The organism is Paenibacillus borealis, from assembly GCF_000758665.1.
Classification (GTDB): Bacteria; Bacillota; Bacilli; order Paenibacillales; family Paenibacillaceae; genus Paenibacillus_AQ; species Paenibacillus_AQ borealis.
This window is the reverse complement of the sequence record NZ_CP009285.1, coordinates 5,308,725-5,334,198: the sequence shown is the minus strand read 5'-3', so window position 1 is coordinate 5,334,198 and position 25,474 is coordinate 5,308,725. Positions and strand designations below refer to the sequence as shown.

At 51.1% G+C, this 25,474-nt stretch carries 23 protein-coding genes, 1 riboswitch and 1 other annotated feature; of the genes, 15 read left to right on the top strand and 8 right to left on the bottom strand.

Features of this window, described 5'->3' with window-relative positions:
• The first annotated feature begins 51 nt into the window (after positions 1-51).
• From PBOR_RS22680 to glpK, 15 genes are all read left to right on the top strand, one after another.
• Positions 52-843, top strand: coding sequence for a segregation and condensation protein A (locus PBOR_RS22680; RefSeq protein ID WP_042215619.1), 792 nt, complete (start codon positions 52-54; stop codon positions 841-843).
• Positions 812-1,414 carry an SMC-Scp complex subunit ScpB gene (gene scpB, locus PBOR_RS22675; RefSeq protein ID WP_042215617.1) on the top strand — a complete coding sequence of 201 codons (603 nt, stop codon included), beginning with the start codon at positions 812-814 and terminating at the stop codon, positions 1,412-1,414. The genes PBOR_RS22680 and scpB overlap by 32 nt, the downstream gene beginning before the upstream one ends.
• Before the next feature lie 185 nt (positions 1,415-1,599).
• Positions 1,600-2,295 carry a DUF2953 domain-containing protein gene (locus tag PBOR_RS22670; protein ID WP_042215614.1) on the top strand — a complete coding sequence of 232 codons (696 nt, stop codon included), beginning with the start codon at positions 1,600-1,602 and terminating at the stop codon, positions 2,293-2,295.
• Between the two features lie 82 nt (positions 2,296-2,377).
• Positions 2,378-2,866: a GerW family sporulation protein gene (ytfJ, locus tag PBOR_RS22665; RefSeq protein ID WP_042215611.1), complete on the top strand. Its 489-nt coding sequence runs from the start codon at positions 2,378-2,380 to the stop codon at positions 2,864-2,866.
• Between the two features lie 176 nt (positions 2,867-3,042).
• Entirely contained in the window at positions 3,043-4,287 is a 1,245-nt protein-coding gene (locus tag PBOR_RS22660) for a D-alanyl-D-alanine carboxypeptidase family protein (RefSeq protein WP_042215609.1), read from the top strand.
• 592 nt (positions 4,288-4,879) lie between these two features.
• On the top strand, positions 4,880-5,551 hold the full coding sequence (locus tag PBOR_RS22655) for a nucleoside recognition domain-containing protein (RefSeq protein ID WP_042215607.1): 672 nt from the start codon (positions 4,880-4,882) through the stop codon (positions 5,549-5,551).
• 52 nt (positions 5,552-5,603) lie between these two features.
• Positions 5,604-6,092, top strand: a complete 489-nt coding sequence (locus tag PBOR_RS22650; protein WP_042141358.1) for a spore maturation protein — start codon at positions 5,604-5,606, stop codon at positions 6,090-6,092.
• A gap of 697 nt (positions 6,093-6,789) precedes the next feature.
• The gene (locus tag PBOR_RS22645; protein WP_042215605.1) at positions 6,790-7,134 is read left to right on the top strand and encodes a peptidoglycan recognition protein family protein; all 345 of its coding nucleotides are present in this window, start codon (positions 6,790-6,792) and stop codon (positions 7,132-7,134) included.
• A 20-nt stretch (positions 7,135-7,154) separates the two neighbouring features.
• Positions 7,155-7,913 (top strand): pseudouridine synthase, encoded by a 759-nt coding sequence (locus tag PBOR_RS22640; protein WP_042215603.1) that lies wholly within the window; start codon positions 7,155-7,157, stop codon positions 7,911-7,913.
• A gap of 111 nt (positions 7,914-8,024) precedes the next feature.
• The gene (resA, locus tag PBOR_RS22635) at positions 8,025-8,549 is read left to right on the top strand and encodes a thiol-disulfide oxidoreductase ResA (protein WP_042215601.1); all 525 of its coding nucleotides are present in this window, start codon (positions 8,025-8,027) and stop codon (positions 8,547-8,549) included.
• Complete coding sequence (resB, locus tag PBOR_RS22630; protein WP_042215599.1) at positions 8,546-10,234, top strand: cytochrome c biogenesis protein ResB; 1,689 nt, start codon at positions 8,546-8,548, stop codon at positions 10,232-10,234. The genes resA and resB overlap by 4 nt, the downstream gene beginning before the upstream one ends.
• Entirely contained in the window at positions 10,231-11,493 is a 1,263-nt protein-coding gene (gene ccsA, locus PBOR_RS22625; RefSeq protein ID WP_042215595.1) for a cytochrome c biogenesis protein CcsA, read from the top strand. Before resB ends, ccsA begins: the two co-directional genes overlap by 4 nt.
• Positions 11,494-11,568: 75 nt before the next feature.
• A complete protein-coding gene (locus tag PBOR_RS22620) occupies positions 11,569-12,285 on the top strand; it encodes a response regulator transcription factor (RefSeq protein ID WP_039301726.1) in 717 nt (238 codons plus the stop codon).
• Positions 12,286-13,731: an ATP-binding protein gene (locus PBOR_RS22615; protein WP_042215593.1), complete on the top strand. Its 1,446-nt coding sequence runs from the start codon at positions 12,286-12,288 to the stop codon at positions 13,729-13,731. It abuts the gene before it with no gap.
• A 120-nt stretch (positions 13,732-13,851) separates the two neighbouring features.
• Entirely contained in the window at positions 13,852-15,348 is a 1,497-nt protein-coding gene (gene glpK / locus PBOR_RS22610; protein ID WP_042215590.1) for a glycerol kinase GlpK, read from the top strand.
• An 85-nt stretch (positions 15,349-15,433) separates the two neighbouring features.
• Here glpK and PBOR_RS22605 read toward each other — a convergent pair whose 3' ends face one another.
• The 8 genes from PBOR_RS22605 to PBOR_RS22570 form a co-directional block, all read right to left on the bottom strand.
• The gene (locus PBOR_RS22605; protein WP_042215588.1) at positions 15,434-16,426 is read right to left on the bottom strand and encodes a 3-oxoacyl-[acyl-carrier-protein] synthase III C-terminal domain-containing protein; all 993 of its coding nucleotides are present in this window, start codon (positions 16,424-16,426) and stop codon (positions 15,434-15,436) included.
• Positions 16,427-16,527: 101 nt separating this feature from the next.
• Positions 16,528-16,878, bottom strand: coding sequence for a hypothetical protein (locus PBOR_RS22600; RefSeq protein WP_042215586.1), 351 nt, complete (start codon positions 16,876-16,878; stop codon positions 16,528-16,530).
• 199 nt (positions 16,879-17,077) lie between these two features.
• The gene (locus tag PBOR_RS22595; protein ID WP_039301873.1) at positions 17,078-17,440 is read right to left on the bottom strand and encodes a carboxymuconolactone decarboxylase family protein; all 363 of its coding nucleotides are present in this window, start codon (positions 17,438-17,440) and stop codon (positions 17,078-17,080) included.
• Between the two features lie 51 nt (positions 17,441-17,491).
• Positions 17,492-19,135, bottom strand: coding sequence for a thiamine pyrophosphate-binding protein (locus PBOR_RS22590; protein ID WP_052429605.1), 1,644 nt, complete (start codon positions 19,133-19,135; stop codon positions 17,492-17,494).
• A 117-nt stretch (positions 19,136-19,252) separates the two neighbouring features.
• A riboswitch (cyclic di-GMP riboswitch) is annotated at positions 19,253-19,349 on the bottom strand.
• A 493-nt stretch (positions 19,350-19,842) separates the two neighbouring features.
• Positions 19,843-21,093 (bottom strand): methyl-accepting chemotaxis protein, encoded by a 1,251-nt coding sequence (locus PBOR_RS22585; protein ID WP_042215584.1) that lies wholly within the window; start codon positions 21,091-21,093, stop codon positions 19,843-19,845.
• Positions 21,094-21,204: 111 nt separating this feature from the next.
• Positions 21,205-22,176: a helix-turn-helix transcriptional regulator gene (locus tag PBOR_RS22580; protein WP_042215582.1), complete on the bottom strand. Its 972-nt coding sequence runs from the start codon at positions 22,174-22,176 to the stop codon at positions 21,205-21,207.
• A 210-nt stretch (positions 22,177-22,386) separates the two neighbouring features.
• Positions 22,387-23,979 (bottom strand): phosphoglycerate dehydrogenase, encoded by a 1,593-nt coding sequence (serA, locus tag PBOR_RS22575; RefSeq protein ID WP_042215578.1) that lies wholly within the window; start codon positions 23,977-23,979, stop codon positions 22,387-22,389.
• Positions 23,980-24,218: 239 nt separating this feature from the next.
• Positions 24,219-24,445: a binding site (T-box leader), on the bottom strand.
• 113 nt (positions 24,446-24,558) lie between these two features.
• On the bottom strand, positions 24,559-25,464 hold the full coding sequence (locus PBOR_RS22570) for a hypothetical protein (protein ID WP_042215576.1): 906 nt from the start codon (positions 25,462-25,464) through the stop codon (positions 24,559-24,561).
• Between the last annotated feature and the right edge of the window lie 10 nt (positions 25,465-25,474).

The window sequence follows — 25,474 nt, the reverse complement described above, 5'->3', positions numbered from 1 at the left end:
TAGCGTCCGTGCGGCGCTGCACTTTACTTTTTTTGGGCTGGAGGAAACCGCGTGACTGTATTGTACAAGCTGGAGACGTTCGAAGGTCCGCTCGATCTGCTCTTGCATCTGATTGACAAAGCGGAAATCGACATCCAGGACATTCCGGTCAGCGAGATCACTGAGCAGTACATGGAATACCTGCAGGGGATGCAGGAGCTTGAGCTGGATATCACCAGCGAGTTTCTGGTCATGGCTGCTACCCTCTTGTCGATCAAGAGCAAGCTGCTGCTGCCGAAGCCGCCGGTGATCGAGATTGAGGATTTCGATTATTACGAGGACGACGGTTATGATCCGCGTGCGGAGCTGGTACAGCGGCTGATTGAATACCGCAAATTCAAGAGCATTGCCGTGCAGCTGCTGGATATGGAGAGTGAGCGCAGCCTTATTTTCACGAAGGAGCCGGAGGATCTGGGCCCCTTTGTTCCTACGCAGATTGACAATCCGCTGACGGGATTACATACCGCCGATCTGATTGCGGCGTTCCGTAAGGCGCTGAGCAAGGCTGCCCGGAGATCCTCTTATCAGCGGATTACACGTGATGAGATTTCGGTGAAGGACCGGATCCGTGATGTGACGGAAGCACTGCAGCGTAAAGGGATGGGCGGCAGATTGCGCTTCTCGTCGCTTCTGCATGATGAGATGGCCCGGCATGAGATTGTAGTGACCTTCTTAGCTATTCTGGAGCTGATGAAGATGAAGGCGATTTTCTGCTACCAGGAGAAATTATTTGACGATATTGTGATGGAGTGGAGAGGAGGAGAGGAAGTCAGTGGACTACAACACGCTGAAATCAATTATTGAAGGCCTGCTGTTTCTCTCAGGGGATGAAGGGTTATCCGTCCGCCAGATTGCCGAAATTACCGAGCAGCGGCCCGATCTGGCCACAAGAGCGCTTGAGGATCTGAAAGAGGATTATATTTCGCAGGGCCGGGGCCTGCAGGTAGTGCAGATCGCCGGGAATTACCGTCTGGCGACACTTCCAGAGCATGCACAGTATTTCGAGCGTCTGGCGTATTCCCCTTCCAGATCATCCCTGTCCCAGGCAGCGCTGGAGACACTTGCGATTGTGGCTTACCGCCAGCCTATCACGAGAGTGGAAATCGAAGAAATCCGTGGTGTGAAGTCTGAACGGGCCATTCATACGCTGGGGAATAAGGATCTGATTCATGAGGTGGGCCGGGCGGAGGCTGTCGGACGTCCGATCCTGTACGGAACGACCAAGTCCTTCCTGGACAGCTTTGGCCTGGCCAGCCTGAAGGAGCTTCCGGAGCCGTCGAGCTTCGATACTTCAGAGGGCCTGGAAGAAGAGACGCAGCTGCTGTTCAGCAAGCTGGACAGCCAGATGACCTTTGAAGAGGTAGAGACAGAATAAACGCAGCGGATGAACGCTGTTCTATAAATGCCGTTGTCCCCGCCGGGACAGCGGCATTTTTTTTTGGCTGCAGATTCTTTTTGGAGATGTTTGCAGAAATGCCGAATTTTATCCAGCAGGATTTGCCATACTAAATCAGAGGCTCCGCTATTCACATTATCTGAGGCTTCTTGGAGGTTACGATTGTGACGTTATGGCTTGCGATACCCTTATGCCTGCTGCTGCTGGTTATTCTGCTGTTCGTGCTGGTTCTGGCTTCATCGATTCATTTTCATTTCCGTCTGTGCAGGCTGGGAAAGGATGACCGTATTGAGTTTGATATTAAAGCTGTATTCGGGCTGGTCAAATTTCATTATGAGCTGCCTGCGCTGGTTTTTGATAGTCTCGAACAAGGAATTAAAGTTAAACTCGAAAAAAGCGGAATCGCACCGGTGAAAATGGACAGTGACAAGGAAGAAAAAATTGACCGGGAATCCGTGACGGAATGGTTAAAGAACATCCGTACTGCACTCAAGGCAACCCGTGGGCTCAAAAAATGGCTGGTTGGCACATTATCGCATGTCAAGATTACCAAGCTGGACTGGTCCACGGATTTCTCGCTGGGTGATGCGGCTGATACGGCAACTGCGGCGGGGGCCTTATGGGGCATGAAGTGGACGATGATCGGCTGGGTGTCACGTTTCGTCAGACTCCAGCGGAATCCGCGGATGTTCGTTGCCCCGGTGTTCCGGGACGAACCATGTTTCTCTACGGAAGCGGTATGCACAGGCAAACTGTCTGCAGGGTATGCTTTTTATGCCGGACTGTTATTACTGCGGCGTGTATCGAAGGTGGAAGGCGGCCTTGGAAGATGGAAGAAACTGCTTAGCCGGACACAGTAATAAAAAAACTACATACTCCATTCCATAGTGGGCAAGATAAGACTGAAGGTACACTTATATACACACGAGGAGGAGAAAAACAATGTCAGATCATCCTATTCAAGGTCTCATGCAGACGGCTATGGAAAATATCAAAGGCATGGTTGATGTAAATACGATTGTCGGTGATCCTGTAGAAACGCCGGATGGCAGTATCATTCTGCCGATCAGTAAGGTTGCGTTCGGTTTTGCCGCAGGCGGCAGTGACTTCCGGGTGGAAGACGATGCTCCGGGCGTGAACGGCAGCGGAACCGGAGTCAAAATGCTTCCCTTCGGAGGCGGTAGCGGGGGCGGTGTATCCATACGTCCAATCGCTTTTCTGGTAGTGGGCAGGGATGGGGTACATATTGTGCCGCTTGACAATCAAACCCATCTGTTCGAGAAAATTATTGATGCCACACCTAACCTGATCGATAAAATCCAGAATATGTTCCAGCCAGGCGGCATTCCTGTGGGGAATGATGCCCATGTTGCCGAGGTGACCAAAACTGTAGTCAAAACTGAGCCAACCACTCACTCGTCGGCACATTAACACACCGCCAGGAAGCTGACGGTTATGTATAAGCGGGGGTATCGCCTTTCAAAGGTGATATCCCTTTTTTGACGGACAGAAGCGGATGGGACATACCAGTCCCCCGTACCGCATACACTTGTACAACCAGGCAAGACGGAAGAACCGCTGCCCTAGACCTGATAAGAAGCCGGAGGATGAACATGAAGACATTAACCCGTAAATCGTTGATTTCCTTAATTTTGTGTTTACTGCTGCTTGCACTGGTGCCATTGTCTTCTATCCGGGCAGAGAACAGTTCGATTTCTACTCATGCCAGAGCGGCGGCGCTGATTGATGTGGAGTCGGGAAGACTTCTATACAGCAGCCGCGGTGATGAGCCGATGCTGATTGCCAGTTTGACCAAAATAATGACTGCACTAGTAGCGATAGAAAACGGTAATTTGACGTCAAAGGTCAAGGTCGGCAAAAATGCCTTTGCCAAGGAAGGTTCTTCACTGTATCTGAAGCAGGGCGAAGAAATGACGCTGGAGGATATGCTGTATGGATTAATGCTGCGTTCGGGCAACGATGCGGCAACCGCAATTGCTGAGCATGTCGGAGGTTCCGAGCAGGGCTTTGTCTATCTGATGAATGCCAAGGCGGAGGCGCTTAACTTAACCCATACGCATTTTGCCAACCCGCACGGGCTTGATGCCGAAGGGCATTATTCCAGCGCAAATGATTTGGCTGTATTGACTGCTTATGCGATGCATAACCCCGTGTTCAAGGAGATTGTGGCCACCAAAGAGAAGACGGCGGACAATCCGTATGAGAAATGGGATTACAAATGGAGTAATAAAAATAAAATGCTGCGCCTCTACGAAGGGGCGGACGGTGTGAAGACGGGTTATACCAAAAAAGCGCTCCGCTGCCTGGTCAGCTCTGCCACCAGAAACGGCCAGCAGCTTGTCGCTGTTACGCTCAATGACGGCAATGACTGGAATGACCATTCGGCGCTGCTGGATTTCGGCTTCAACCACTATCCGCTCAAGACCTTAGTGGAACGCGGAGAAGCTGTCAGCGGCTACAGCCTGGTTACCGGCAAGGACTTCGCCTATCCGCTCGGACAAGGGGAAGAGGCAAGGCTAATTACGAAGCTGGTACTTAGTGAGGAGAAGAGTGCAGGGGTGGCGGATGCGCGTGGCAATAGCGGCACCGGCGCCAGTAGCAGCGCCAACGCCAGCAGCTTCGGGCTGAAGGGTGTGATTATAATGCAGCTTGGCGGCAAGGAAATCGGCCGGGTTCCCGTGTATACGCCAAGCCAGCTGCCGCCGGAAACATCCGCCTACGAGAAGAAATACAGTCCTGCGGGAGGAACTGCTTATCCGGCGGATAACTGGCTGCAGGCATTCGGCAGCGCGCTGCGAGCCTTGTTCCAGAGCGGCGAAGATCAGAGATAGTTGTATAATGTGCAATTAATAACAGCGAAAAGGGCTGCTTGCATCTTTTAAGTGTAGTCTGTACAACTAAATCTGCCCTAATGGGCGAGAACCAAGGTGCAAAGGTAATTTAATTGTACGAAATACAACTAAACGGGTGGCCGGTTGAAAGAGCAGACGTTTTAGTTGTACAAAGTGCAATTAAGCATACCTAATATACTGTGATCATGTCTCGGCAACCCTCAGCAGCGATATATCAAAGCGGTTTTCACTAGTTTAAATCGGACGCAAAACTAATGCTCAACTATAGCTCAATAAGTGTTCTACTAGCGCCAAAGATAAACCACCTTATCGTGTCTTGCTCATGGCGGGAGGGGCGTTAGGTGGCCAAGGGGATGGGCGGAATGAAGCAGCGAAAATCCACAAAACTGCCGAGAGCCGGAGAATATGTAACATAAATCCCGCTATTCCCCCGGAGTAATATAACTTTAAAGCAAGATATCATACTCAGATAGCAGCATCTGTACAGGTTAACTTTAAGCCGATTTCTAAAGTGGGGTTATGCAGAGGGCTAGGGGAGATAAGAAGAATAGAGCTGGAGGAGGGGATAAGCATGTTAAATGGAATCTGGCTGGGGATGATCCTGATCGGGTTTGTATTTGCAGCGGTTAACGGACGGATGAACGAGTTCACCGCTGCCGTGTTCGACGGTGCGAAGAGCGGGGTCACCGTCAGCTTCGGGCTGATCAGTGTGCTGGTGTTCTGGCTGGGGATTATGCGGATTGCGGAGGATGCAGACCTGCTGAAGAAGATCTCCAGAGTATTGGGACCGGTAGTCTCGTTTCTGTTTCCGGATGTGCCCAAAGGCCATCCTGCGATCGGCTACATCCTCTCCAATATGAGCGCTAACCTGCTGGGGCTCGGAAATGCCGCTACACCTATGGGCATTAAGGCGATGCAGGAGCTGCAGACACTTAATCCGGATAAGGAAACCGCAACGCCTGCCATGTGTACCCTTCTTGCACTGAACACTGCCAGTATCACGCTGATTCCGGCAACCCTGATTGCGATCCGGCTGAATTACGGATCGGCTGACCCGGCGGCAATCGTCGGCACCACGCTGGCGGCCACGGCGGTGGCTACACTTGCCGCCATTGCTGCGGACAGGCTGTGCCGCCGTCTGACACTGCTGCGCAGGCCGCCCGGACCGCCGCCTGCCATCAGGGCCGGCACTGCTTCAGCGACAGGGAGCGCAACGCTCCCACATTCTTCAGTGAAAGGGTGAGCCTTCCTTGTTCCAGTTAATCAGTCTGATCTCCGCCTGGGCGATTCCGGTGATGGTCACCTTTATTCCGCTGTATGCCTTCTCCCGCAAGGTTCCTGTCTATGAATCTTTCGTCGAAGGCGCGAAAGACGGATTCGGCACCGCCATTGCGATTATCCCCCATCTGGTCGGCATGCTGGTCGCGATCAGTGTCTTCCGCGCTTCGGGTGCGCTGGACTTCCTGATGGGCTTTGTAAGCCCTCTTGTGCAGAGCCTTGGGATTCCGGCTGAAGTCCTCCCGCTCGGTCTCCTGCGCCCTCTGACGGGCACTGGATCACTTGCCTATACCACAGACCTGATCCGCGTCCACGGACCGGACTCTCTGATCGGTATGATTGCTTCTACTATACAGGGCAGCACGGATACAACCTTATATGTGCTGACTGTATATTTCGGTGCTGTAGGAATCCGCAACGGCCGTTATGCCCTTAAGGTGGGCCTGTTTTCGGATGTAGTCGGCTTTATCGCGGCTATTGCGGTTTGTCTGCTGGTGTTCGGATAAGGGGGATTATGCATTTGTTTTCATTCATTTGATCCGGCATGCGGCCACCTGCATTAGCCCGCTCTTAAGAATCCTCCGTTAAGCATTCGATGTCTCGCTGACAACCGGCATCAGGCAAAATGTTGTAAGAATTACAACTTGCATACAGCGAAAAGCCGGTTTACTGGAGGATTGTTGTATGAAATACAAGAATTTCTTCATCATTCTCCTAAAAGAAGGGGAAATCATGCCTTTTATACAACAATTCTCGATTTAGGCAGATATCGTTTAGGGATTGTTGTATTTAGTGCAGGATTTCAGAATGGTGTAAGTGGTACGAGAGCTGAAACCACCCTTAGCTCCAATATTTACTTAGGCTTAACGCCTGTTCCAAGCGCTGCGCAGCCGCCGCTTGCCCCTGCAGTCCTCACCCGCCACACCGGGGGAGGACTGTTTGTTCTAATCTATACTGGGGTTGCTTGGTGCTGGCGGAGTAACGATTAGTCAGCGCCCGTTCACGTGCCGAGCTCTGTTCCCGCACCTCGCCCCGCTTTTGCGCCTCACGTCCCGCGCCCGCCCTTCACGGTCCGGGCCCTCGAGTCTTGCGTCTGCTCCCACGCCCCCTCCACGAGCCCCAAAGATTTTAACAACCGGCCATCACCCCGCGCCCTCCCGTTTCATATGCTATTTCAGCAATACGGAGGGAGGACGACAAGGGATGGAATACAAAGGCTTTATTCTGCATCATTCCCGCTGTCCGTCTATTAACGGCAAGGGTTTTGACTTCTGGGTCGGGCTGGGCGGAACGATCTACGCTGCGCCGCTGCTGACAGACCCAGAACATATCCATATCTGCCTGGAAGGCAACTACGGGGAGCCGGATGAGATTACGCAGCCGCAGGAACGCCAGCAGCAGCTGTTTGCGGCAGGTAAACTGATTCTGGAGCTGGCAGGGCGCTATCAAATTACGCCATTACTCGTTGAACCGCATAGTAAAACTTGTCCGGGAGCATTTTTTCCATGGAATGATCTTGTGATTTATCCTTCCGATGGTTATCATTAACCTGAGGTGAGTAGTCGAAAATGGAAAGATTACAGAAAATTTTGGCGCAAGCAGGTGTTGCGTCCAGACGCAAATGTGAAGAAATGATTTTGGCCGGTAAAGTGGAAGTCAACGGGGAACTCGTAACTACGCTTGGCACGAAGGTGGACCCCGCAACAGATATTATTAAGGTCTCCGGTAGACTGATCCGGGGCGAGAACAAAATCTACATCATGTTCAACAAGCCCAAGGGTGTAATTACAAGTGCATCCGATGACAAGGGCCGCAAGGTGGTAACCGATTACCTGAAAGGCATTACAGAGCGTGTGTACCCTGTAGGCCGTCTGGATTATGATACGGAAGGGCTGCTGCTGCTGACGAATGACGGTGAGTTTGCCAACCTGCTCACGCATCCGAAGCATCACGTGCCGAAGACGTATCTGGCCACGGTCAAGGGTGTGCCGCACGGCACGGCGCTGGACAAGCTGAAGGCCGGCATCAAGCTGGAAGACGGCATGACGGCTCCGGCGGAGGTGGAATACAAAGACATTGATGAAGCTAATAAAGAAGCTGTCATCAGCATTACAATTCACGAAGGCCGCAATCGTCAGGTTCGCCGGATGTTTGAAGCGATTGCGCATCCAGTAATCCGTTTGAAGCGGATTTCCTTCGGAGATATCCTGCTTCAGAACCTGAAGCGCGGTTCATACCGCCATTTGACCAAGGATGAAATCAATCATCTGCAGCAAATCGCCAAAGCCGGAGCGCTAAGAGAGAATACGACACGCAAAGACACATAAAGTTCACAATTCCCCCTCCTAAAACTGTGACAATATTCGTTATAATGTTCATAGGATGTTCACACCTAACAACTAAAGTAATGAGTTGCGTCACAGAAGGGGGCAGCGCGTGTGGGCAAAGCCAGAAAGCCAATCCAAATCGTGATACTATTTCTAATCCTTCTGCTCGGGGGTTATGCAATCGGTTCCTCGGTGTTTGGAGGAGACGGCAAACCCAGGGAAGGCGGGAGAGCGCCGGACTTTGAGCTGCTAGGGCTGGACGGCGTGACCCATACGCTGGAGGAATACAAAGGCAAGTCGGTAGTGCTTAACTTCTGGGGCTCCTGGTGCGCTCCCTGTGTGAAGGAGATGCCGGCCCTGCAGGCTCAGTGGGAGAAGTGGAAAGACCAGGGTGTAGTGGTCGTAGGCGTGAATGTAGGCGAGGATCAGATGACGGTGGACAATTTCGTGAAGCTGGTGGATATCGATTTTCCGGTTGTGATGGATACGGGGCGCGATGCCGTCCGCAGCTACGGGGTATCTCCGCTGCCCACCACCTTCTTCATTAATACGAAGGGCAAGGTGGACAGCATTCATATCGGCCAGCTGGATTTGAGCTCGCTTGACGAGCAAATCGGGAAGCTGGTGGGAGAATGAAGGAGCGTACGCCGCTGATCAGCAATACCAAATGCGAATGCGGGCATCAGAATCCTGTGGGAACCGTCCTCTGCGAAGCCTGCGGCAAGCCGCTGGATGAGAAGGAAGTGAACTCTTCCGAGAATCTGGAGATGCGTTACGACGGTGTAGCCCGCCGGTCACAGCGCGTAAGTCCCGGGGTGATCGACAGGGTCTGGAACTTTTTTTCCTCGGTCAAAATCGCCATCTATCTGATTGTGCTGACCCTGCTGGGTGCTATGCTGGGTACGATTTTTCCGCAAGAGAGCACTTTTCTGAATATTGACGCTTCAACATATTATCAAGAAACGTACGGAACAGCCGGGAATATATATTATAGACTCGGCCTTTCGCATACCTATGAATCCTGGTGGTTTGTGACGCTGCTCGTGATGATCGGAGCTTCACTGGTCATCTGCAGCCTGGACCGGGTGCTTCCGCTGTACAAGGCATTGACCCGGCAAAAGATCCGCAAGCACCGGCAGTTTCTGACCCGTCAGAAGCTGGTGCTCACAGCGCAAGTGGAAGAGGAGCCGGAGGTGTGGGTGGCACGCATCGTCCAGCCGCTCAGGAAGAAAGGTTACCGCGTCCGGACGGAGGGCGGCGCATTACTGGCCGAGAAACACCGTTTCAGCCGCTGGGGACCTTATGTAATACATATCGGTCTAATTATTTTTTTACTCGCTGTACTGGCGAGGGGACTTCCGGGACTGAATATGGATCAGCATCTTGCTTTTCCGCAAGGTGAGACGGTAAAGATACCAGATACCAGCCTCTACCTGAAGAATGAGAAATTCACCGTTGAATTCTATACGGAAGAAGAGATGCCGGAGGAGTTCAGAGGCACCAAGGTTCTTCCGAAGCTCTACGAGACCAAGGCGGTTCTCTATGAATGCACTGCGGATTGTACGGACCCGTCCAAAGAGCCGCAGCTTACAGAAGTGGCCCGCCATGACATTCAGGTGAATTCACCGCTCAGCTACAACGGATTGAAAGCGTATCAGTTTGATTATGACCTGACTCCTGTGCTGCGTTCTGTACAGCCTGGCCTGGTCAATTCGTCCACCGGTGAGATCTACGGCAAGTTTGAGCTGGATATGAAGAATCCGCAGCGCAGCTTCCAGGCGGGTCCATATACGCTGGAGCTGAAGGAGAAATATATGGATTTCGGACTGAATGATGATGGCCAGCCGGTGTCCAAATCACCTTATCCGAATGCCCCTGCATTCCTCTTCCTCATTAAGGGGCCGGAGCTTCCGGCGGACGGGCAGCAGTACTTCTATTTTCCGAAGCAGGTAGATAAGGAGCAATTCCAGCAGTCAGCCATCAACGACAAGCTTGGCGGCAGCGGGCGATTCCTGGAGCTTGAGGTCGGCAGCATGAGCGACGTTGATTTCTCGGAATCCACCACCTATCTCAATGTGAGAGTGGACCGTGCCATGCCTTTTGTCTGGGTGGGTGCGGGCATTATCATGCTGGGGCTGATCCTCGGCTTCTACTGGCAGCACAGGCGCATCTGGCTGACCGTCGACAGCGGGGAGCTGGTACTCGGAGGCCATACGAACAAGAACTGGTTCGGCTTCCGCCGTGAGATCGTTTCTATTCTCCAGAAGATAGACATGACAGTCGATGAAAAATCATTGGACAACGGAGGAGGCCTGGCATGAGCTTGCTCGATTTCAGCAGTGACGTCTTTATAGCCGCATTCTTTTTGTACAGCGGAGCTTTCATGTTGTTCACCATCGCCATAATGGGCCGCAGATGGTCCGGCAGGAAGCCGGAGGAGCATACCGCACGCTGGGGAAAAGTTGCTTTTATCGCCTCCTCACTTGGGCTGCTATGCCACTTGGCGTACTTCATTACCCGCTGGATGGGCTCGGGCCATATCCCGGTGAGCAACATGTATGAGTTCATGACCTTCTTATCGATGATGGTTATGGTTGCCTTTACAGTGATCTTTGCGATTTACCGTAAGATTATTCTCGGTGTATTCGCAGTTCCGATCTCCATTATTGTGATGGCTTATGCGGCAGTGTTTCCCCAGGAAGTACAGCCGCTGATCCCTTCTTTGAAATCGATCTACCTCAATATCCATGTCACACTGGCAGCACTGGGTGAATCCTTCTTCGCGGTAGGCTTCGCCGCCGGTCTGATGTATCTTCTGCGGACAGTGAATTTTGACAGCCGTGAACGCAGTGACCGCAAGCAGCAGAGACTTGTCGAATTTACTCTCTTCTCAATCATTGTTATAATTGGGTTTCTTGGATCTGTATTTGCGTTCCGCGGTGCCGGGTATGAATCTGTTTTTGTCCGCACCAACGTTACGATTGACAGCCCCGGGCAGGAAGATAGTACAATAGAGAAAGTGAGTTATAAAATGCCGCCGATTGTGGCACCTTACCATAGCGAAATTGAGAGCTTCCAGTCGTTTCTTGGCATAAAAGAACCGCTCTTCGAAGCTCCATCCTGGATGAACGGGGTCAATGCCGGCCGCAAGTTCAATACCGTTATCTGGTCGCTGCTGTCCGGGCTGATTCTGTATGGAATTCTCCGCCTGGCTGTCCGCAAGCCGCTGGGTAAAGCTATTCATCCGGTACTCGACGGAATTGATGAGAATGACCTTGATGAAATTACGTACAGGGCGATCGCCATCGGTTTCCCGATCTTTACGCTGGGGGCTTTGATTTTTGCAATGATATGGGCTCAAGTGGCCTGGGGCAGGTTCTGGGGATGGGACCCGAAGGAAGTATGGGCACTCGTCACCTGGTTGTTCTACAGTGCGTATCTCCATTTGCGGCTGGCCCGCGGATGGCAGGGACGCAAGTCCGCTTGGCTCGCTGTACTCGGCTTTCTAATCGTAATGTTTACCCTGGTTGGCGTTAATCTTGTTATCGCCGGACTTCATTCTTATGCGGGGACAGACTGAGTGTACTTTATTCTCCGGCACGCACAAGATATAGGGAAACGTTCTACTGTATTTGATGAAGGGGTTGTTGTGTAAATGGCAGAGCACTTGAATAGAATTCTGGTGGTGGATGACGAAGAACGCATCCGCCGCCTGCTCAAAATGTATCTTGAAAAAGAAGGTTATGAAATTGACGAGGCCGAAGACGGAGAAATTGCTCTGCGCAAAGCAACAGCCAATGACTATGGACTGATATTGCTGGATGTCATGCTGCCGGGCATCGACGGGATTGAAGTGCTGACCAGACTAAGAGGAGTCAAGTCTACACCGGTCCTGATGCTTACTGCCAAGGGCGAAGAGATTAACCGGGTTCAGGGCTTTGAAATGGGCGCAGATGACTATGTCGTGAAGCCGTTCAGCCCGCGTGAAGTGATATACCGGGTTAAGGCGATTATGCGCCGTTCTTCAGCAACTGCTTTTCTATCCAAAGAGAGCAATTCCAGCAATAATATCGTCTTCCCGTTTCTCATTATTGAGCATGATGCACACCGCGTAACCGCCGGCGGCCAGGAGGTAAGTCTGACCCCTAAGGAATATGAGCTGCTGCATTATCTGGCGATCTCACCGGATAAGGTGTTCTCGCGTGAGGAACTGCTCAAGGATGTGTGGAATTACGAATTCTTCGGAGACCTGCGGACCGTGGATACCCATGTCAAGCGGCTTCGCGAGAAACTGAATAAGGTATCCCCGGAATCGGCGGCTATGATCACTACGGTATGGGGAGTCGGCTATAAGCTTGAGGTGCCTAAATAAGTGAACTTCTGGAGAAGTCTTGTCGGTAAGCTGTGGATCACGATCATCTGTCTGGTTGCTGTCGTGCTCATTACGCTGGGGCTGTTCCTGTTGCCCTACATCGACAGTAATTTCGCCAATTCCGGGGCGATCAAACGTTTGTTTATGTATACCTGTATGATCGGGTTTTCCTTAACGACATTCTTTGCCTTATTCCTGTTTACGAAGATTACCCAGCCGATGCAGCAGGTGATTGAGGCGGCCAACAATATCCGCCGCGGCGAATATGGAACGAGACTGACGCTGGTCACCAGTGATGAGATCGGTCAATTGGCTACATCCTTTAATCACATGGCAGAAGAGCTGGAAGAGAATATACGCAGTTTAAATAATGAAAAAGGGCATTTGTCCAGCGTCCTGCGCAGTATGAGCGATGCGGTAATCACCTTCGATATAGAGGGACAGATTATTCTCACTAATCCGCACGGCCAGACGCTTCTGGAAACCTGGAGTGATCTTACCTGGGAGCAGGAAGAGGAAGAGGATAGCGGAATGTATCCGCAGGTTGGACCATCTGGTGATGTGCCTCCCCCGCTGCGGCCGCTATTCTACAGTACGCTCAGCCAGGGAGGCGACCAGCGCTCCAATATTCATGTCCGGCAGGGCGTATGGTCTGTGCATATGGCGCCTCTATATTCTGAGGATAACCTCCGGGGAGCGGTAGCTGTCCTGCGGGATGTGACCGAAGAAGTGCGTTTGGAGAAAATGCGCCGCGATTTCGTGGCCAATGTCTCGCATGAGATCCGCACACCGCTCTCGATGATGCAGGGCTACAGCGAGGCACTGCTGGATGGAATGGCCTCTTCACCGGAGGAGAGCAGCGAGCTGGTTCAGGTGATTCATGATGAGTCCCTGCGTATGGGACGGCTGGTCAAGGATCTGCTGGATCTGGCCCGCATGGAAGCAGGGCATACGGATATGATGAAGGCGCAAGTGGACGCGGGGGAATTGCTGGAACGCGTGTACCGCAAGTTCTCGGTCAGAGCCAAGGAACGGGATATTATTCTGGAGCTGAAGAGACCCGGGACAGACCTGCTCCTTAAGGCAGCCGATGAAGACAAGCTGGAGCAGGTGCTCACCAATCTGCTCGACAATGCCTTCCGCCACACCCCGGCCGATAAGCGGATCTCCATTACAGCGGATTCCATTGTACAGGAAGGCCGGAGGTACCTGGAGATTGTGATCAGGGATCAGGGGGTAGGAATTACGCCTGAGGATCTGCCGTATATCTTCGAACGCTTCTACAAAGCCGACAAAGCACGTGTCAGGGGAGAATCGGGAGGAACCGGTCTGGGACTTGCAATCGTGAAGAATATCGTCGAGTCGCATCATGGGAGCATCACTGCTTCCAGTAAGCTTGGAGAAGGCACCGCCTTTACCCTGCGGCTTCCTGTCGAAAAACAGTAAATCCGGACAATGCATGACAGCGCCTCTGACAGCAGAGGTGCTTTTTGTTGAAACCACCACATTAATCTTGTTCATCGTGGAACATATCTTAGAAGCTGAGGCTGCAGGAGGCTGTGCATAATGATCTTATCCTTGGACCAAGGTACCACCAGTTCACGGGCGATCCTCTTTAATGAGGAGGCAGGAATGATCTCGCAGGGGCAATACGAGATTAAACAATCCTTTCCCCGGCCGGGCTGGGTAGAGCATGATCCGGAGCAAATCTGGGAGAGTCAGCTGGCTGCGGGCAGAGATGCTATTGCGGCAAGCTCCGCTCCTGCTGACAGTATTACAGCCATCGGTATTACCAATCAGCGCGAGACGGCGCTGATCTGGGACAAGGCTACCGGAACGCCTATCTATCCGGCCATCGTCTGGCAGGACCGCCGGACAGCGGGGCAGTGTGAGGAGCTTAAGGCGCAGGGGATGACCGGAGAGATCGCGGAGAAGACCGGGCTTGTCATCGATGCGTATTTCTCGGCAACGAAGCTGGCCTGGATCCTGGACCATGTGCCGGGAGCGCGGGAGCGCGCATCCCAAGGCGAACTATTGGCAGGAACCATAGACAGCTGGCTGATCTGGAAGCTTACCGGAGGTGCTGTGCACGCTACGGATGTCACCAATGCTTCGCGTACCATGCTCTACAATCTCCATGAGCGCAAATGGGATGCAGGCCTGATCGAAGCGCTGCGCATTCCGCCCTCGATTCTGCCTGAGGTGAGGATGTCAGGCGGGGACTTCGGAGCTGCAGACAAGCAGTGGTTCGGTGCAGATATCCCTATCCGTTCTGTGCTTGGGGACCAGCAGGCAGCGCTGTTCGGACATACCTGCCTGGAGGCTGGCAGTGCCAAGAACACCTACGGCACAGGCTGCTTTATCCTGATGAACACAGGCACAGAGGCAGTGGCTTCGAGTCATGGCCTGTTGACCACGGTCGCCTGGGGCATGGGGGATGAGCTCTATTATGCCCTTGAGGGCAGTGTGTTCGTGGCTGGAGCAGCGGTGCAATGGCTCCAGGAGGGCCTTGGGCTGATCGTAGCTCCGGCTGACTCGGAAGAGAAGGCGAGTGAGGTGGAGGACAGTGAGGGTGTTGTGGTCGTGCCGGCCTTTACTGGCCTTGGCGCACCCTACTGGGATATGTATGCCCGGGGCGCAGTGTTCGGATTGACACGCGGCACGACTGCCGGCCACCTTGTCCGTGCGACGCTGGAGTCGCTGGCCTTTCAATCCCGTGATGTCATTGGTGCGATGGAGAAAGACGCCGGCATGCCGCTCAGCGGCCTGCGGGTGGACGGAGGCGCCGTGCGCAATAATCTGCTGATGCAGTTCCAGGCGGATATTCTCGGCAGCGAGGTAACCCGCACAACGTATGCGGAGACTACAGCGCTCGGCGCTGCGCTGCTTGCCGGACTCACCTCCGGCATATGGACCCGTGAGCAACTGGAGAGCTTCAATAAGGCTGAGAAGGTGTTCTCGCCACAGATGGAAGCCGAAGAGAGAGAACGCCGTTACAACGCCTGGCAGGATGCCGTGTCACGGACCATGGGCTGGGAGAAGCATGAAGGACTGCCCTCATAACTACATATCAAAACAGCCCGCTGGCAGAAAATCTGCTGCGGGCTGTTTTGATATGCACATGAAAGTACAAGTTCAACTGGTAAGATTAATACTCCATTACAAAAGCGACATTCTGCCATCCGGCGCCTACGGTCCAGAACAGGACCTTGTCTCCGCGTTCGAGCTTTCCAGTAGTCACTGCCTTGTGCAGCGCGATAAACGGGCTGCTGGTAGAGGTGTAGCCGAATTCATCACCGATGTAGACGGCTGCATCAGAGTCAATTCCGGTTTTGCCGGCAACAGCCTTGATGTTCGGAAGTGACAGCTGCGAGAAGCAGGCAGCCTTGATGGATTCAGGTGCGATTCCGTTATTGCTCAGCAGTGTGATGATCGATTCTGAAGCAGCATCCACGCAGATAGAATCATCGAATGGAATGAACTTGACATTGAACTCTCCGGCAGCCACACCTGTACGTCCGAGATTAGCTAAACCTTCCGCCGGGAACAGCGAGTTGCCGTAGACGCAGGTATCAGTCTGATAGATCGAATCAATGAAACCTACAGAATTCTCGTCACGCTCCAGAATAAGTGCGGCAGCAGCATCGCCGAAGTTGGCGTAATATACCGGGTCATTCTTGTTGGCATGCGGGGCAACGTAGTCAGAGCCGATAACAAGTGCACGGCGGATTCTCGGGTTCGCCATCATCTGGCGGCTGACCTGTTCCATGGAAGCGGTCATTCCTGCACAGTTGGCATTACTGTCGATACAGATCGTGTGGGATGCGCCATTAATCAGGCGGTGAATCATCAATGAATTCGTTGGGAAAATGTATTCAGGAGTCTGGCTTGCATAAGCGATCAGGTCAATGTCTGCGCCGGTCAGGCCGGTCTTGTCCAGTACATTGCTTGCGGCTTCAAAAGCCATCGTCAGGGAGTTCTCATCCTTGCTGTCGATACTGTAGCGGTTTTCACGGCCTAGAGCAGCCAGCAGGCCACGGATATCAATTCCCTTCTCATCGAAGTGCTGAATGAAGAAGTCATTGCCGATGCTTTTGCTTGGATGATAGATATCAATGTCCTTAATGCGAATCCCTGCCATAGTGAACCTCCTAAAAGTTTTGTAGCCCGTAAGCATACACTTGGTTTCGTGAGCGAATTTTGCGTTTCAAACCGCTAATAATGGTTTAAAAATAAGTTAACCTAAGCTTGTACCGTAGACGTGATTTCCAGGTTTTCGAGTCCAGCTTTGCGGCCCAGACGCGCCAGCTGCATTTTGAGAATAGGGTTATTCTCAAGGGTCAGGCTCACTTTTTGGAAGCCGTCGGCCTTGAACATGATGAAGCAGCCTTCGAGCAACGGCACAACATCAGGAGCGGTTACATTGAGCTTGCGGCAATCGATATCCAGTGCATATTCAGAAGGATTAATCGGATTGATGGTTTGCTGATAGGCCTGTATGGATTTAAGACCGTCCTCGTTCGAGAAGGTTCCTTCCAGCTCGATGTTAATTACTTTCTTCGCAGTGTCTGTCTTCAAAATAAATTGTCCCATGTTCATCTCTCCCGTAATTTAATTGCATGACTATTCAGAGTAATCTGATATTTCATCATGTTGATATCCCGAAAAACTACGTTCATGCGACTAGATTCGACAATATGAACTTGGTTTTGGGATATTTTGCCTTCATTATAACCAGATATTTCTTAAATGCGCAATACAAAAGTCGAATGATGTAATATTTTGTTGTTACTTAACGAATTTCTTCCAGCGTCTCCAGCAGAACATTGAATGCCGAGATCACTCTGGGTGCGCCGATGCAAGGTGTCAGATGAAGCAGGATACCTTTAATTTGATCAACGGTCATCCCCACGCGGAGTGCCATTACATAGTGAACCCCCAACTGCTCAAATTGTCCCATGGTGATCAAAGAAGAGATGACAGCAATTTCTTTCCAGTCTGAACCGATGGTGGTCCGCTGAAAAATATCACCGTATGCGTTGCCCATGATATACTCGGCTAATTCGGGAAAATGCTCTTTAATGGGAGCTAGGGCTTTGGCCCCATAGTCCCCGGAAAGATTGGTGAAATGGTCCAGTCCGCTGTCTACGTTCATATTCACTTGTTTGCCTCCTGATAGTAAGTTAGAAAATCTGTAAGATACAGTCTAATTGAGATCCAGTGTACGGTGGGCAGTAGGAGGCATTTCATCACGGTCGGTCAACAGTTCAATGACGGCAACGCGGTTAAGTTCAACAGCCTGGCTGATTGCGGCAGCAAACTCCTCCTGCGTCTCCGCACGGAAGCCGGCGGCCCCCAGGGATTCAGCAAACTTTACGGCATCCATAGGAACTTCGAAGATGGTTCCATCGATCCGGCCGGTTGTTTTTTCCATACCCTTGAGTGCCATATCCAGCTGCATATTATTCACCACAATGAAAATGACCGGGATATTCTTGCAAACCGCAGTGTTTATTTCAGTACCGAGCATCATGAAGCAGCCGTCACCGGTGATGCAGAAGATAGTCTCTTCCGGGGAAGCAGCCTTGGCGCCGATAGCCATACCGATTGAATTACCCATGCAGGCAAAGTAAGCATCAAATATAAAGCTGCCCGGTTTCTTCACATTGAACCATTTGACCGCATTGAAGCCGTGGCTGCCGTCATCTACAAACACACTGCTGTTGTAAGGAATCAAATCGCTCATCGTGCTCATTACCGAAGCCAGAGAGAGTTTGGGCAACAGAGGCAGCTCTTCAGTATAGGAATTGAAGATCTTTCTTTCATGTCTGGTAATAGCAGAATGATCGATTTTTTCGAGATACAGCTCCAGATTATCCCGCAAATCACCGCCGACAGAGATGGTGGAGGAAGTTAGGATTTTACCGACGAAGGTAGGATCAACATCAAACTGGATTAACTGCTCCGGATGATTCTCACGCTTAAGATTGCATATGGTCATATCGCTTAGCCGTGAGCCAAGTACGATAAACAAATCACTATCATTCATTAATTCATCGCCGTGCGTGCATCCGCCAACGCCTACAGGACCGTGATACAGCGGTTGATCTGATGCAATGGCTCCTTTGCCGCCAGGTGAGGTTACCACAGGTATGTTGAAGGTCTCGGCTAACTGAACCAGTTCCTTGTGCGCACCGGAGCGGTTAACGCCTTTGCCGGCAATGATCAGTGGTCTGCTGGACGCATTGATAGCTGAAATGACCCGGTCGTAGTTCGCGTAGCTGACGAGTTTTTCGCGCTGCGGCAGGACAATCCGGCATTCTTCAAGCCGCTCGGTCTGAACATCAAACGGAATGCATAAATGGACAGGTCCTTTTTTGTCACCAAGTGCGATAGATATGGCATGATTGAAAATGGTGCTGAAATGGTCCCCCCGTTCAACAAGCTTACTGAATAGAGTTGCCGGTCTGAACATATCCGCCAAATCGGCAAGATAGGATGTGGAATCCTGACACTGGGGAATCCCAAGCTCTTTAATGGACTGATGACCGGTAATGAAGAGGACCGGGAGATTGTTGGCCTTGGCGTGTGCCGCTGCGGTGAGCAGATTCGTTCCGCCTGGACCGGAGGTGCCGAAGGCTACCCCGAGACTGCCTGTTTTCAGTGCGTAGCCGCCTGCTTCGAAACCGGAGCTGGACTCATGCCTACTGGGAATAAACTCAATGCCGTAGTCAACAAGTTTGAGAGCAATAGGGCAAATGGACTTACCAATAATACCAAAAGAATGTGTTACCCCAAGATCGTGTAATGCTTCCGCCATATAATCTGCAACTGTCTTCAGAACATCCACCCCACAAGTTGTTATTTGATATATGCTAGCAATAGAAAACCTGTACTCAAAATAGGAGCACAGGCCTGTCGCACGAATCACCATATCTGAACGCGGGTTCCCGGACGTTCATAGTTTTTCAGCAACCTGGCTGTCATGATCTCACCAGAATAGTGAGACTGTAGATCCATGGCTTTGCGTCATTCCCTTTCGGTGAATTTTGCCTCATATGTTGTTATCAATATAACGGAAGGATAATTTTCCTTTACAATATATTCCTCGCTCTCCTTTTGTCAATAAGTCTTTCGCAGTAAAGCGCGAAATTTGGCGAATATTCAGAGGGGAAGAGAGCTGAAATATTAGATATTCAAACTTTTGAAAATGGATGCGCCTGGAAGACCAAAGTCTTATAATGCAAATGCAAAAAAAGAGTTGAATTTAATTTGAGTAAGTCTAAAGCCTCATAAAATCCTGGTTTTTTCAAGAAACAGTGCGGAAGTAACAGAAATATAAGCTGGGAGAACTGCGGAATGGGACTTAAGAAATGGGTAATTCAAATTTAAAATAGTGTCAATTTATTAGTCATTATGAGTTAGCAGTAAAGAAGTGCAAAGGTGAGTTTTTAGTGTTATGCACTATTTTAACACTTTGTGAATATTACATTATATTCTCCAAAAAGAGACCGTTCCGGCAGACTGATCTGCAGAAACGGTCTTTTAGGGCTGATGCTAGAATTTGAAAATATGGATCGTTTTTTGCAGCTGGAAGACAGATTGTGTCATTTTCTCGGTCTCTTCCGCGACGGATTGCAAGGCATGGATCTGTTCGTTCATGGCTGCGGATACCTCCTCAGTACCTGCGGCCGTCTCCTGGGTAATAGCGGAGATATTCTCAATCGCCCCGGAAATTTTGAGCGCGCTCTCCAGCATCAGATCACTCTCTGCGGAGAAAGAGGAGATCTGCTCGGTTATGTATTGCACACTATGTACGATTTGGGCGAAAATATTTGCGGTCTCCGTAATCATCTGGTTCTGCACCTGGACAACCTCTTCATTAATAGCGATGTTATCGATAGCCTGCTTGATGTCGGCCTCGATACTGCGTACCAGCCCGAATACTTCTTTGGTGGAAGCGGTTGATTCTTCGGCTAGCTTACGGACCTCCTGGGCCACAACTGCAAATCCGCGTCCATGCTCACCTGCGCGTGCAGCTTCGATGGAGGCATTAAGCGACAAGAGGTTGGTCTGTTCGGCAATTTCCGTGATGGTCTTGGTGATCATGGTAATACCGCGGGCATTCTGTGAGAGTGCCTCAATCGTATCTGCTACTTTTTGCGTAGCCTGGATATTCTTCCGCATGCCTTCAGCTTGAGTATCCACAGACTGGCGGCCCTGTTCAACCAGTTCAAGCGTATGGGCGGAGCGTTTGTTCATTTCTTTGGTAGAGTTCGTATAATTGGAGACTTTGGTTTCGATATCTTTGATCGATTCTGTCATATCGGCGATATCTACTGAGATTTCATTCGCGCCCAGGGCCAGTTCATTGGAAGAGGAGGCTACTTGTGCCATTACAATCTTCAGGTTCTGATTCTTGTCCTCGATCCCCCGGCTGGCATCCATAACCTGGCGGGTAAGCTGTGAAACATCGGTCAGGATCTTCTTCAATTTATCAATCATGGTGTTGAAGGAGCGGCTGATGTCGCCCATTGATCCATTCTCGTCAGCACGGCTGGTGAAGTCGCCTTTGGCGATCGTATGCGTCACATTAGAGATGTCCTCGAACGAGGATGTAAGCGTTCTCTCAATAAAGCGCGCAAGCGGGTAGGTCAGCGCAGCCAATGCCGCAATAAGAATAATGCCGATAATTACCTTTCCCATTACGATCAGAGTAATTAACACAGGGACAGCGAATAAAGCGGCAACCAGGTAACATCCGGCAACGATTCTTTGTTTTAACGGCAGCTTGTTCATCCAGTCCATAGACTATAGTTCCCCCTAGAAATAAATATTGTGTATTGTAATATTATAGGGGATTAGAGCGTAATCGGTCTATTGTAAGAACTGACATAAAACTTCTTTCCGGGCTGTTCACTAAGAGTAGTTTTGCACATTGTCTTCATATAATGCAGCCGCTTCCCGCAGGGTGGATACAACATTGTCTGCGAGCTCCGCCGGGGCAGTAACTCTTATGCCCGGACTCAGGGATAATATGATCCGGCAGGCAGACTCCGGCGTGTTAAATTCGGCTTCCACTGAGAGCCAGCCGGGAGACGATGAATGCTCCTGGCATAGTAAGGAAACATAGCGCTCCTGCTTAAGATCCTTCATTATATTGTCTTTCACGAGCAGCTTGGCATGATAACGGGGCAATGCAGATTTGAATGCCGTAGTAGAGGCTTCCCAGTACTGCGCCAGATTGAAATCAAGAGGTCTGTTAAAATGTTCATCCGTGACTTCAGCACTAGTGATTCTGGATACCCGGTAGGTCCTCATTTCACCGTCTGATTCGGCTACGGTATACCAGACACCACGTTTGGCTACGAGCCCAAATGGTGAAATCAGCCGTTCAGTACTATCATCCCCGCGCAAGTAACAGATTCTCACTTTACGGTCCTCCCATATGGCCTCCTGTAATGCAGTGAGGCAGGGGTAGGTCTCGCCGGACGGATGCCAGCCCGCACCGTCAATATGGATACGCTCATTAAGGAAGCTGAAAGCTGCAGCGGGCTGCCTTGCCCCAGCGGCCTGGAGCTTACGTACGGCGGAAGAGAACTCTTCCTGAATCCCGAGTGCCTGCATAATCGCCGGATCTGCCGGCAGCAGCAGCGCACCGATTTCCTTGGGGTTCATACCTGTCAAGGAGGTCCGGTACCCCTCAGCCAGCTTCCAGCCTCCTTCACGGCCGCGTTCAGCCAGCACGGGAATACCGGAGATACTCAGGGACTCCATATCCCTGAAGATGGTCCGTTCGGATACCTCCAGTGTTTGTGCCAGCTCCCGGGAGCTGATTTTGCCGCGGCTTTGCAGCAGCAGCAGGATCGACAATAAGCGGTCTGCTCTCATTAGTCGGATACCTCCTATTATAGTGAGATTAGTTTCTGCCGGAAAATACTTTAAGTTTATCATATATATATGCCGGGGTTTGTCATATATAAAGATTAATATTAATCAAAAACACTCTTTGAAATGCCGGCAGGGCCGTCATTCCTAAAGAGTGTTTTTGTGTGCGCTTAATTGTGTCCTTCTAATTCTGTCCGGGTATAAAGCTGCGTTCTACAGCAGAGTGATTTCTTCTGCAGTATTGATCTCCGGCAATCCGGCCAGTTTAACCAATACATCCTGCGGAACAGCCTTGTCAGCAGTCAGCAGCATAATGGCAGCTCCACCGACAATTTTACGGCCAACCTGCATGGAAGCGATATTGACGTCATTCTGGCCGAGCAATGTGCCGACGAGCCCGATAATCCCCGGTTTGTCGTTGTGGGAGATTACGATCTGATGGCCTTCCGGAGCGATATCCACCGGGAATTTATTAACCTGCACAATCCGTTCACCATAGCCTTGCAGCAGGGTGCCGGCAACCAGGCGTTCTTCGTCATGCTCAGCTTTGAGCGTAACCGTAATGAGGTTAGTGAAGCCTTTGGTCTTGGAAGCCTTGGTCACTACTACATTGACTTCACGCGTTTTTGCCAGGTGCATCGAGTTGACGATGTTAACATCACCGGCGAAATGGCGGGAGAGCACGCCTTTGACAATATAGCGGGTCAGCGGCTGTGTATCCACATCGGAGAGATCACCGGCATATTCCACATGAATCTCACGGATCGCTCCGTCTGTAATCTGGGTCACGAAGCTGCCGAGCTTCTCGCCGAGGGTGAAGTATGGCTGCAGCTTGTTCATTACACTCGGAGCAACCGGAGGGATGTTCACGGCGTTGATGAACGGCTCGTTGCGCAGAATATGCAGCACCTGCTCCGATACATCGATCGCAACGTTCTCCTGGGCTTCTACGGTCGAGGCACCCAGATGCGGGGTCACGATAATCTTTGGATGGGAGAGGAACGGGTGATCCGCTTCAGGCGGCTCTTTCTCGAAGACGTCAAAGGCTGCGCCGGCAACGATGCCGCTGTCGATAGCTTCAACCAGCGCCATTTCATCAATTACACCGCCGCGGGCACAGTTGATGATGCGCATCCCTTTTTTCATGACTTCAAATTGCGGACGGGAGATCATATGGCGCGTTTCCGGTGTCAGCGGTGTATGAACAGTAATGAAATCTGCCCCGCGGACGATATCGTCTACCGAAGCCAGCTTCACTTCCAGTTTCTCCGCACGGTCTGCAGTCAGGAACGGGTCATAGGCAAGAATGTCCATTCCAAAAGCTTTGGCCCGTTTGGCCACTTCGCTGCCGATCCGTCCCATGCCGAGCACACCCAGCGTTTTGCCGCGCAGCTCTACGCCCAGGAAGGTCTTTTTGTCCCATACGCCGGAAATAGTCTTGGCATAGGCTTGAGGAATATGACGGGCCAGAGCCATCATCATGGCAAAAGCATGTTCACAGGTGGTGATGGTATTACCGTCCGGAGCATTAATGACCACCACACCGCGTTGTGTAGCTGCCTCCAGCTTAATATTATCCACGCCTACCCCGGCACGGCCAATAACTTTAAGATTAGTACCGGCTGCAATAATTTTCTCAGTCACGGTTGTCTGGCTGCGGACGAGTAAGCCGTCGTATTCGCCAATGATTGCAATAAGCTCGTCTTCACTAAGTCCTGTTTTCTTGTCCACAGTCACATCGCTTGCGTCCATCAATTTCTGAATGCCCAAATCACTGATCGGATCCGATACTAATACTTTAAACATGGTCTCTTGTCCTCCTTCAAATTGGAAAGCCTAATATATATGCCAAGGATGCCCTGGTAGGGTAATCCGCAGTACCTGATTCATAAAAGGTTGAAATTTGTCAGAATAACGGGGCAACGCGTTGTCGCATAAAAGAAAAGGCGTGCAGAAGTACTGATTCAGGCAGAGTCTGGGCGGGCAGGGTGATTTCAAAGGATCCGGGTAACAAAAAAAACTCCCTACCCCATACTACTGCCGTAGTAAGGGACGAGAGTTCTCGTGGTACCACCCTAATTCACTGCAACGGTTAAGAAGCAGCCTCATTGGCCTGCAAAGGCCACACTGGTAACGGAGGTGATCCGATTGTATCTACTCAAGGTTCAATACAATATCTCAGGAGCGCTAAAGATTTCCGTCTGCCACCGGTTTGCACCACCCACCGGCTCTCTGAAGACATCAGTAATCTTTGTTCCATCATCGGTTTTGCTTGATTAATTTTTCATAATGTAACATGGTGATGCCAAGTGTGTCAATAGGCTTATTCTGCGATGAGCCGCCTTGAAGTGCGCCCTGTTTTTCGTTATGATGCAATAACTGGTCTTACTCATAGAAGAAAGGGAGCTGCGGCATCGTTTCCTTGCCGTAATATTGTTCCCGCCATTTGATGAAGTCCTGCTCCTGCACAGCACCGGTAGAAATGAGCAGGGTGACCGAAGACTGGATATCCGCAAGCTTCAGGGAACTAGCGGTTCCGGAGTAGATCATATCGTCAATCTTGGCCGTAATATCCTGCGGGTCATAGCCGGCATAAATTCCGCGGTTCAGCATCATGTTGGCGATGGAAGCATTCTTAAGCAGCAGGGGCATCTTTTTCCACTGAATGAAAGTCAGAGTCTTCAGATCCCCGGATTCATCGGGTATAGCAGAGTTAGTTTTGGACCCCCACTTAAGCATAGAATCATAGAAGTTCTTCTGGGCCATAAGGCCGAATTTCACAGCGCTGGACGTAAAGTTATCGCTTCTCAGCAGCTTGGCGGCTTCTGCTCCTGAGGATCCTGCTGTGACCTTGCCTGAAGCCTGTGAGAAGAGAGTCAGACTCTTAAGAACGTTAAGCTGTGACTCATACAGCAGCGGTGAATTGGTAAAGAGGGAATCCTGTGTGACCTTGTCGTACTGCTTGTCCGCCAGAATGCTCAGGTTCTTCAATGTTGCCGCGTTCTGCCGTGCATCTGTGCTGCGTGCAAGGGTGTCCACCTGATCGTTCCAGTTTCGCTTGAATTCCCGATACGGCAGAAATACGTTATGATAGAACGTAACAAGGTCCTGCTGCTGGTAGGAGCCGGAGAATTCCTCCGTAACTTCATGGCCGGTCAGCTGTGCATATTTGGCCTCCGTTTTGTCTGCTCCAACCTTTACTCCCGTAAAAAATGAGGCGAATGCGGATATTAAAAATAATATAAAACCTAGTGTGTACAACATTTGAGTGCGGGAGGTACGGCTGTTCATAATTAGTGCT

What these genes read in the sequence shown, in the direction of transcription:
- ytfJ (WP_042215611.1), top strand. Translation starts at nt 2,378, where the DNA reads ATGTCAGATCATCCTATTCAAGGTCTCATGCAGACGGCTATGGAAAAT.
- PBOR_RS22660 (WP_042215609.1), top strand. Translation starts at nt 3,043, where the DNA reads ATGAACATGAAGACATTAACCCGTAAATCGTTGATTTCCTTAATTTTG.
- PBOR_RS22655 (WP_042215607.1), top strand. Translation starts at nt 4,880, where the DNA reads ATGTTAAATGGAATCTGGCTGGGGATGATCCTGATCGGGTTTGTATTT.
- PBOR_RS22650 (WP_042141358.1), top strand. Translation starts at nt 5,604, where the DNA reads ATGGTCACCTTTATTCCGCTGTATGCCTTCTCCCGCAAGGTTCCTGTC.
- PBOR_RS22645 (WP_042215605.1), top strand. Translation starts at nt 6,790, where the DNA reads ATGGAATACAAAGGCTTTATTCTGCATCATTCCCGCTGTCCGTCTATT.
- PBOR_RS22640 (WP_042215603.1), top strand. Translation starts at nt 7,155, where the DNA reads ATGGAAAGATTACAGAAAATTTTGGCGCAAGCAGGTGTTGCGTCCAGA.
- resB (WP_042215599.1), top strand. Translation starts at nt 8,546, where the DNA reads ATGAAGGAGCGTACGCCGCTGATCAGCAATACCAAATGCGAATGCGGG.
- ccsA (WP_042215595.1), top strand. Translation starts at nt 10,231, where the DNA reads ATGAGCTTGCTCGATTTCAGCAGTGACGTCTTTATAGCCGCATTCTTT.
- PBOR_RS22620 (WP_039301726.1), top strand. Translation starts at nt 11,569, where the DNA reads ATGGCAGAGCACTTGAATAGAATTCTGGTGGTGGATGACGAAGAACGC.
- glpK (WP_042215590.1), top strand. Translation starts at nt 13,852, where the DNA reads ATGATCTTATCCTTGGACCAAGGTACCACCAGTTCACGGGCGATCCTC.
- PBOR_RS22605 (WP_042215588.1), bottom strand. Translation starts at nt 16,426, where the DNA reads ATGGCAGGGATTCGCATTAAGGACATTGATATCTATCATCCAAGCAAA.
- PBOR_RS22600 (WP_042215586.1), bottom strand. Translation starts at nt 16,878, where the DNA reads ATGGGACAATTTATTTTGAAGACAGACACTGCGAAGAAAGTAATTAAC.
- PBOR_RS22595 (WP_039301873.1), bottom strand. Translation starts at nt 17,440, where the DNA reads ATGAACGTAGACAGCGGACTGGACCATTTCACCAATCTTTCCGGGGAC.
- PBOR_RS22585 (WP_042215584.1), bottom strand. Translation starts at nt 21,093, where the DNA reads ATGGACTGGATGAACAAGCTGCCGTTAAAACAAAGAATCGTTGCCGGA.
- PBOR_RS22580 (WP_042215582.1), bottom strand. Translation starts at nt 22,176, where the DNA reads ATGAGAGCAGACCGCTTATTGTCGATCCTGCTGCTGCTGCAAAGCCGC.
- serA (WP_042215578.1), bottom strand. Translation starts at nt 23,979, where the DNA reads ATGTTTAAAGTATTAGTATCGGATCCGATCAGTGATTTGGGCATTCAG.
- PBOR_RS22570 (WP_042215576.1), bottom strand. Translation starts at nt 25,464, where the DNA reads ATGAACAGCCGTACCTCCCGCACTCAAATGTTGTACACACTAGGTTTT.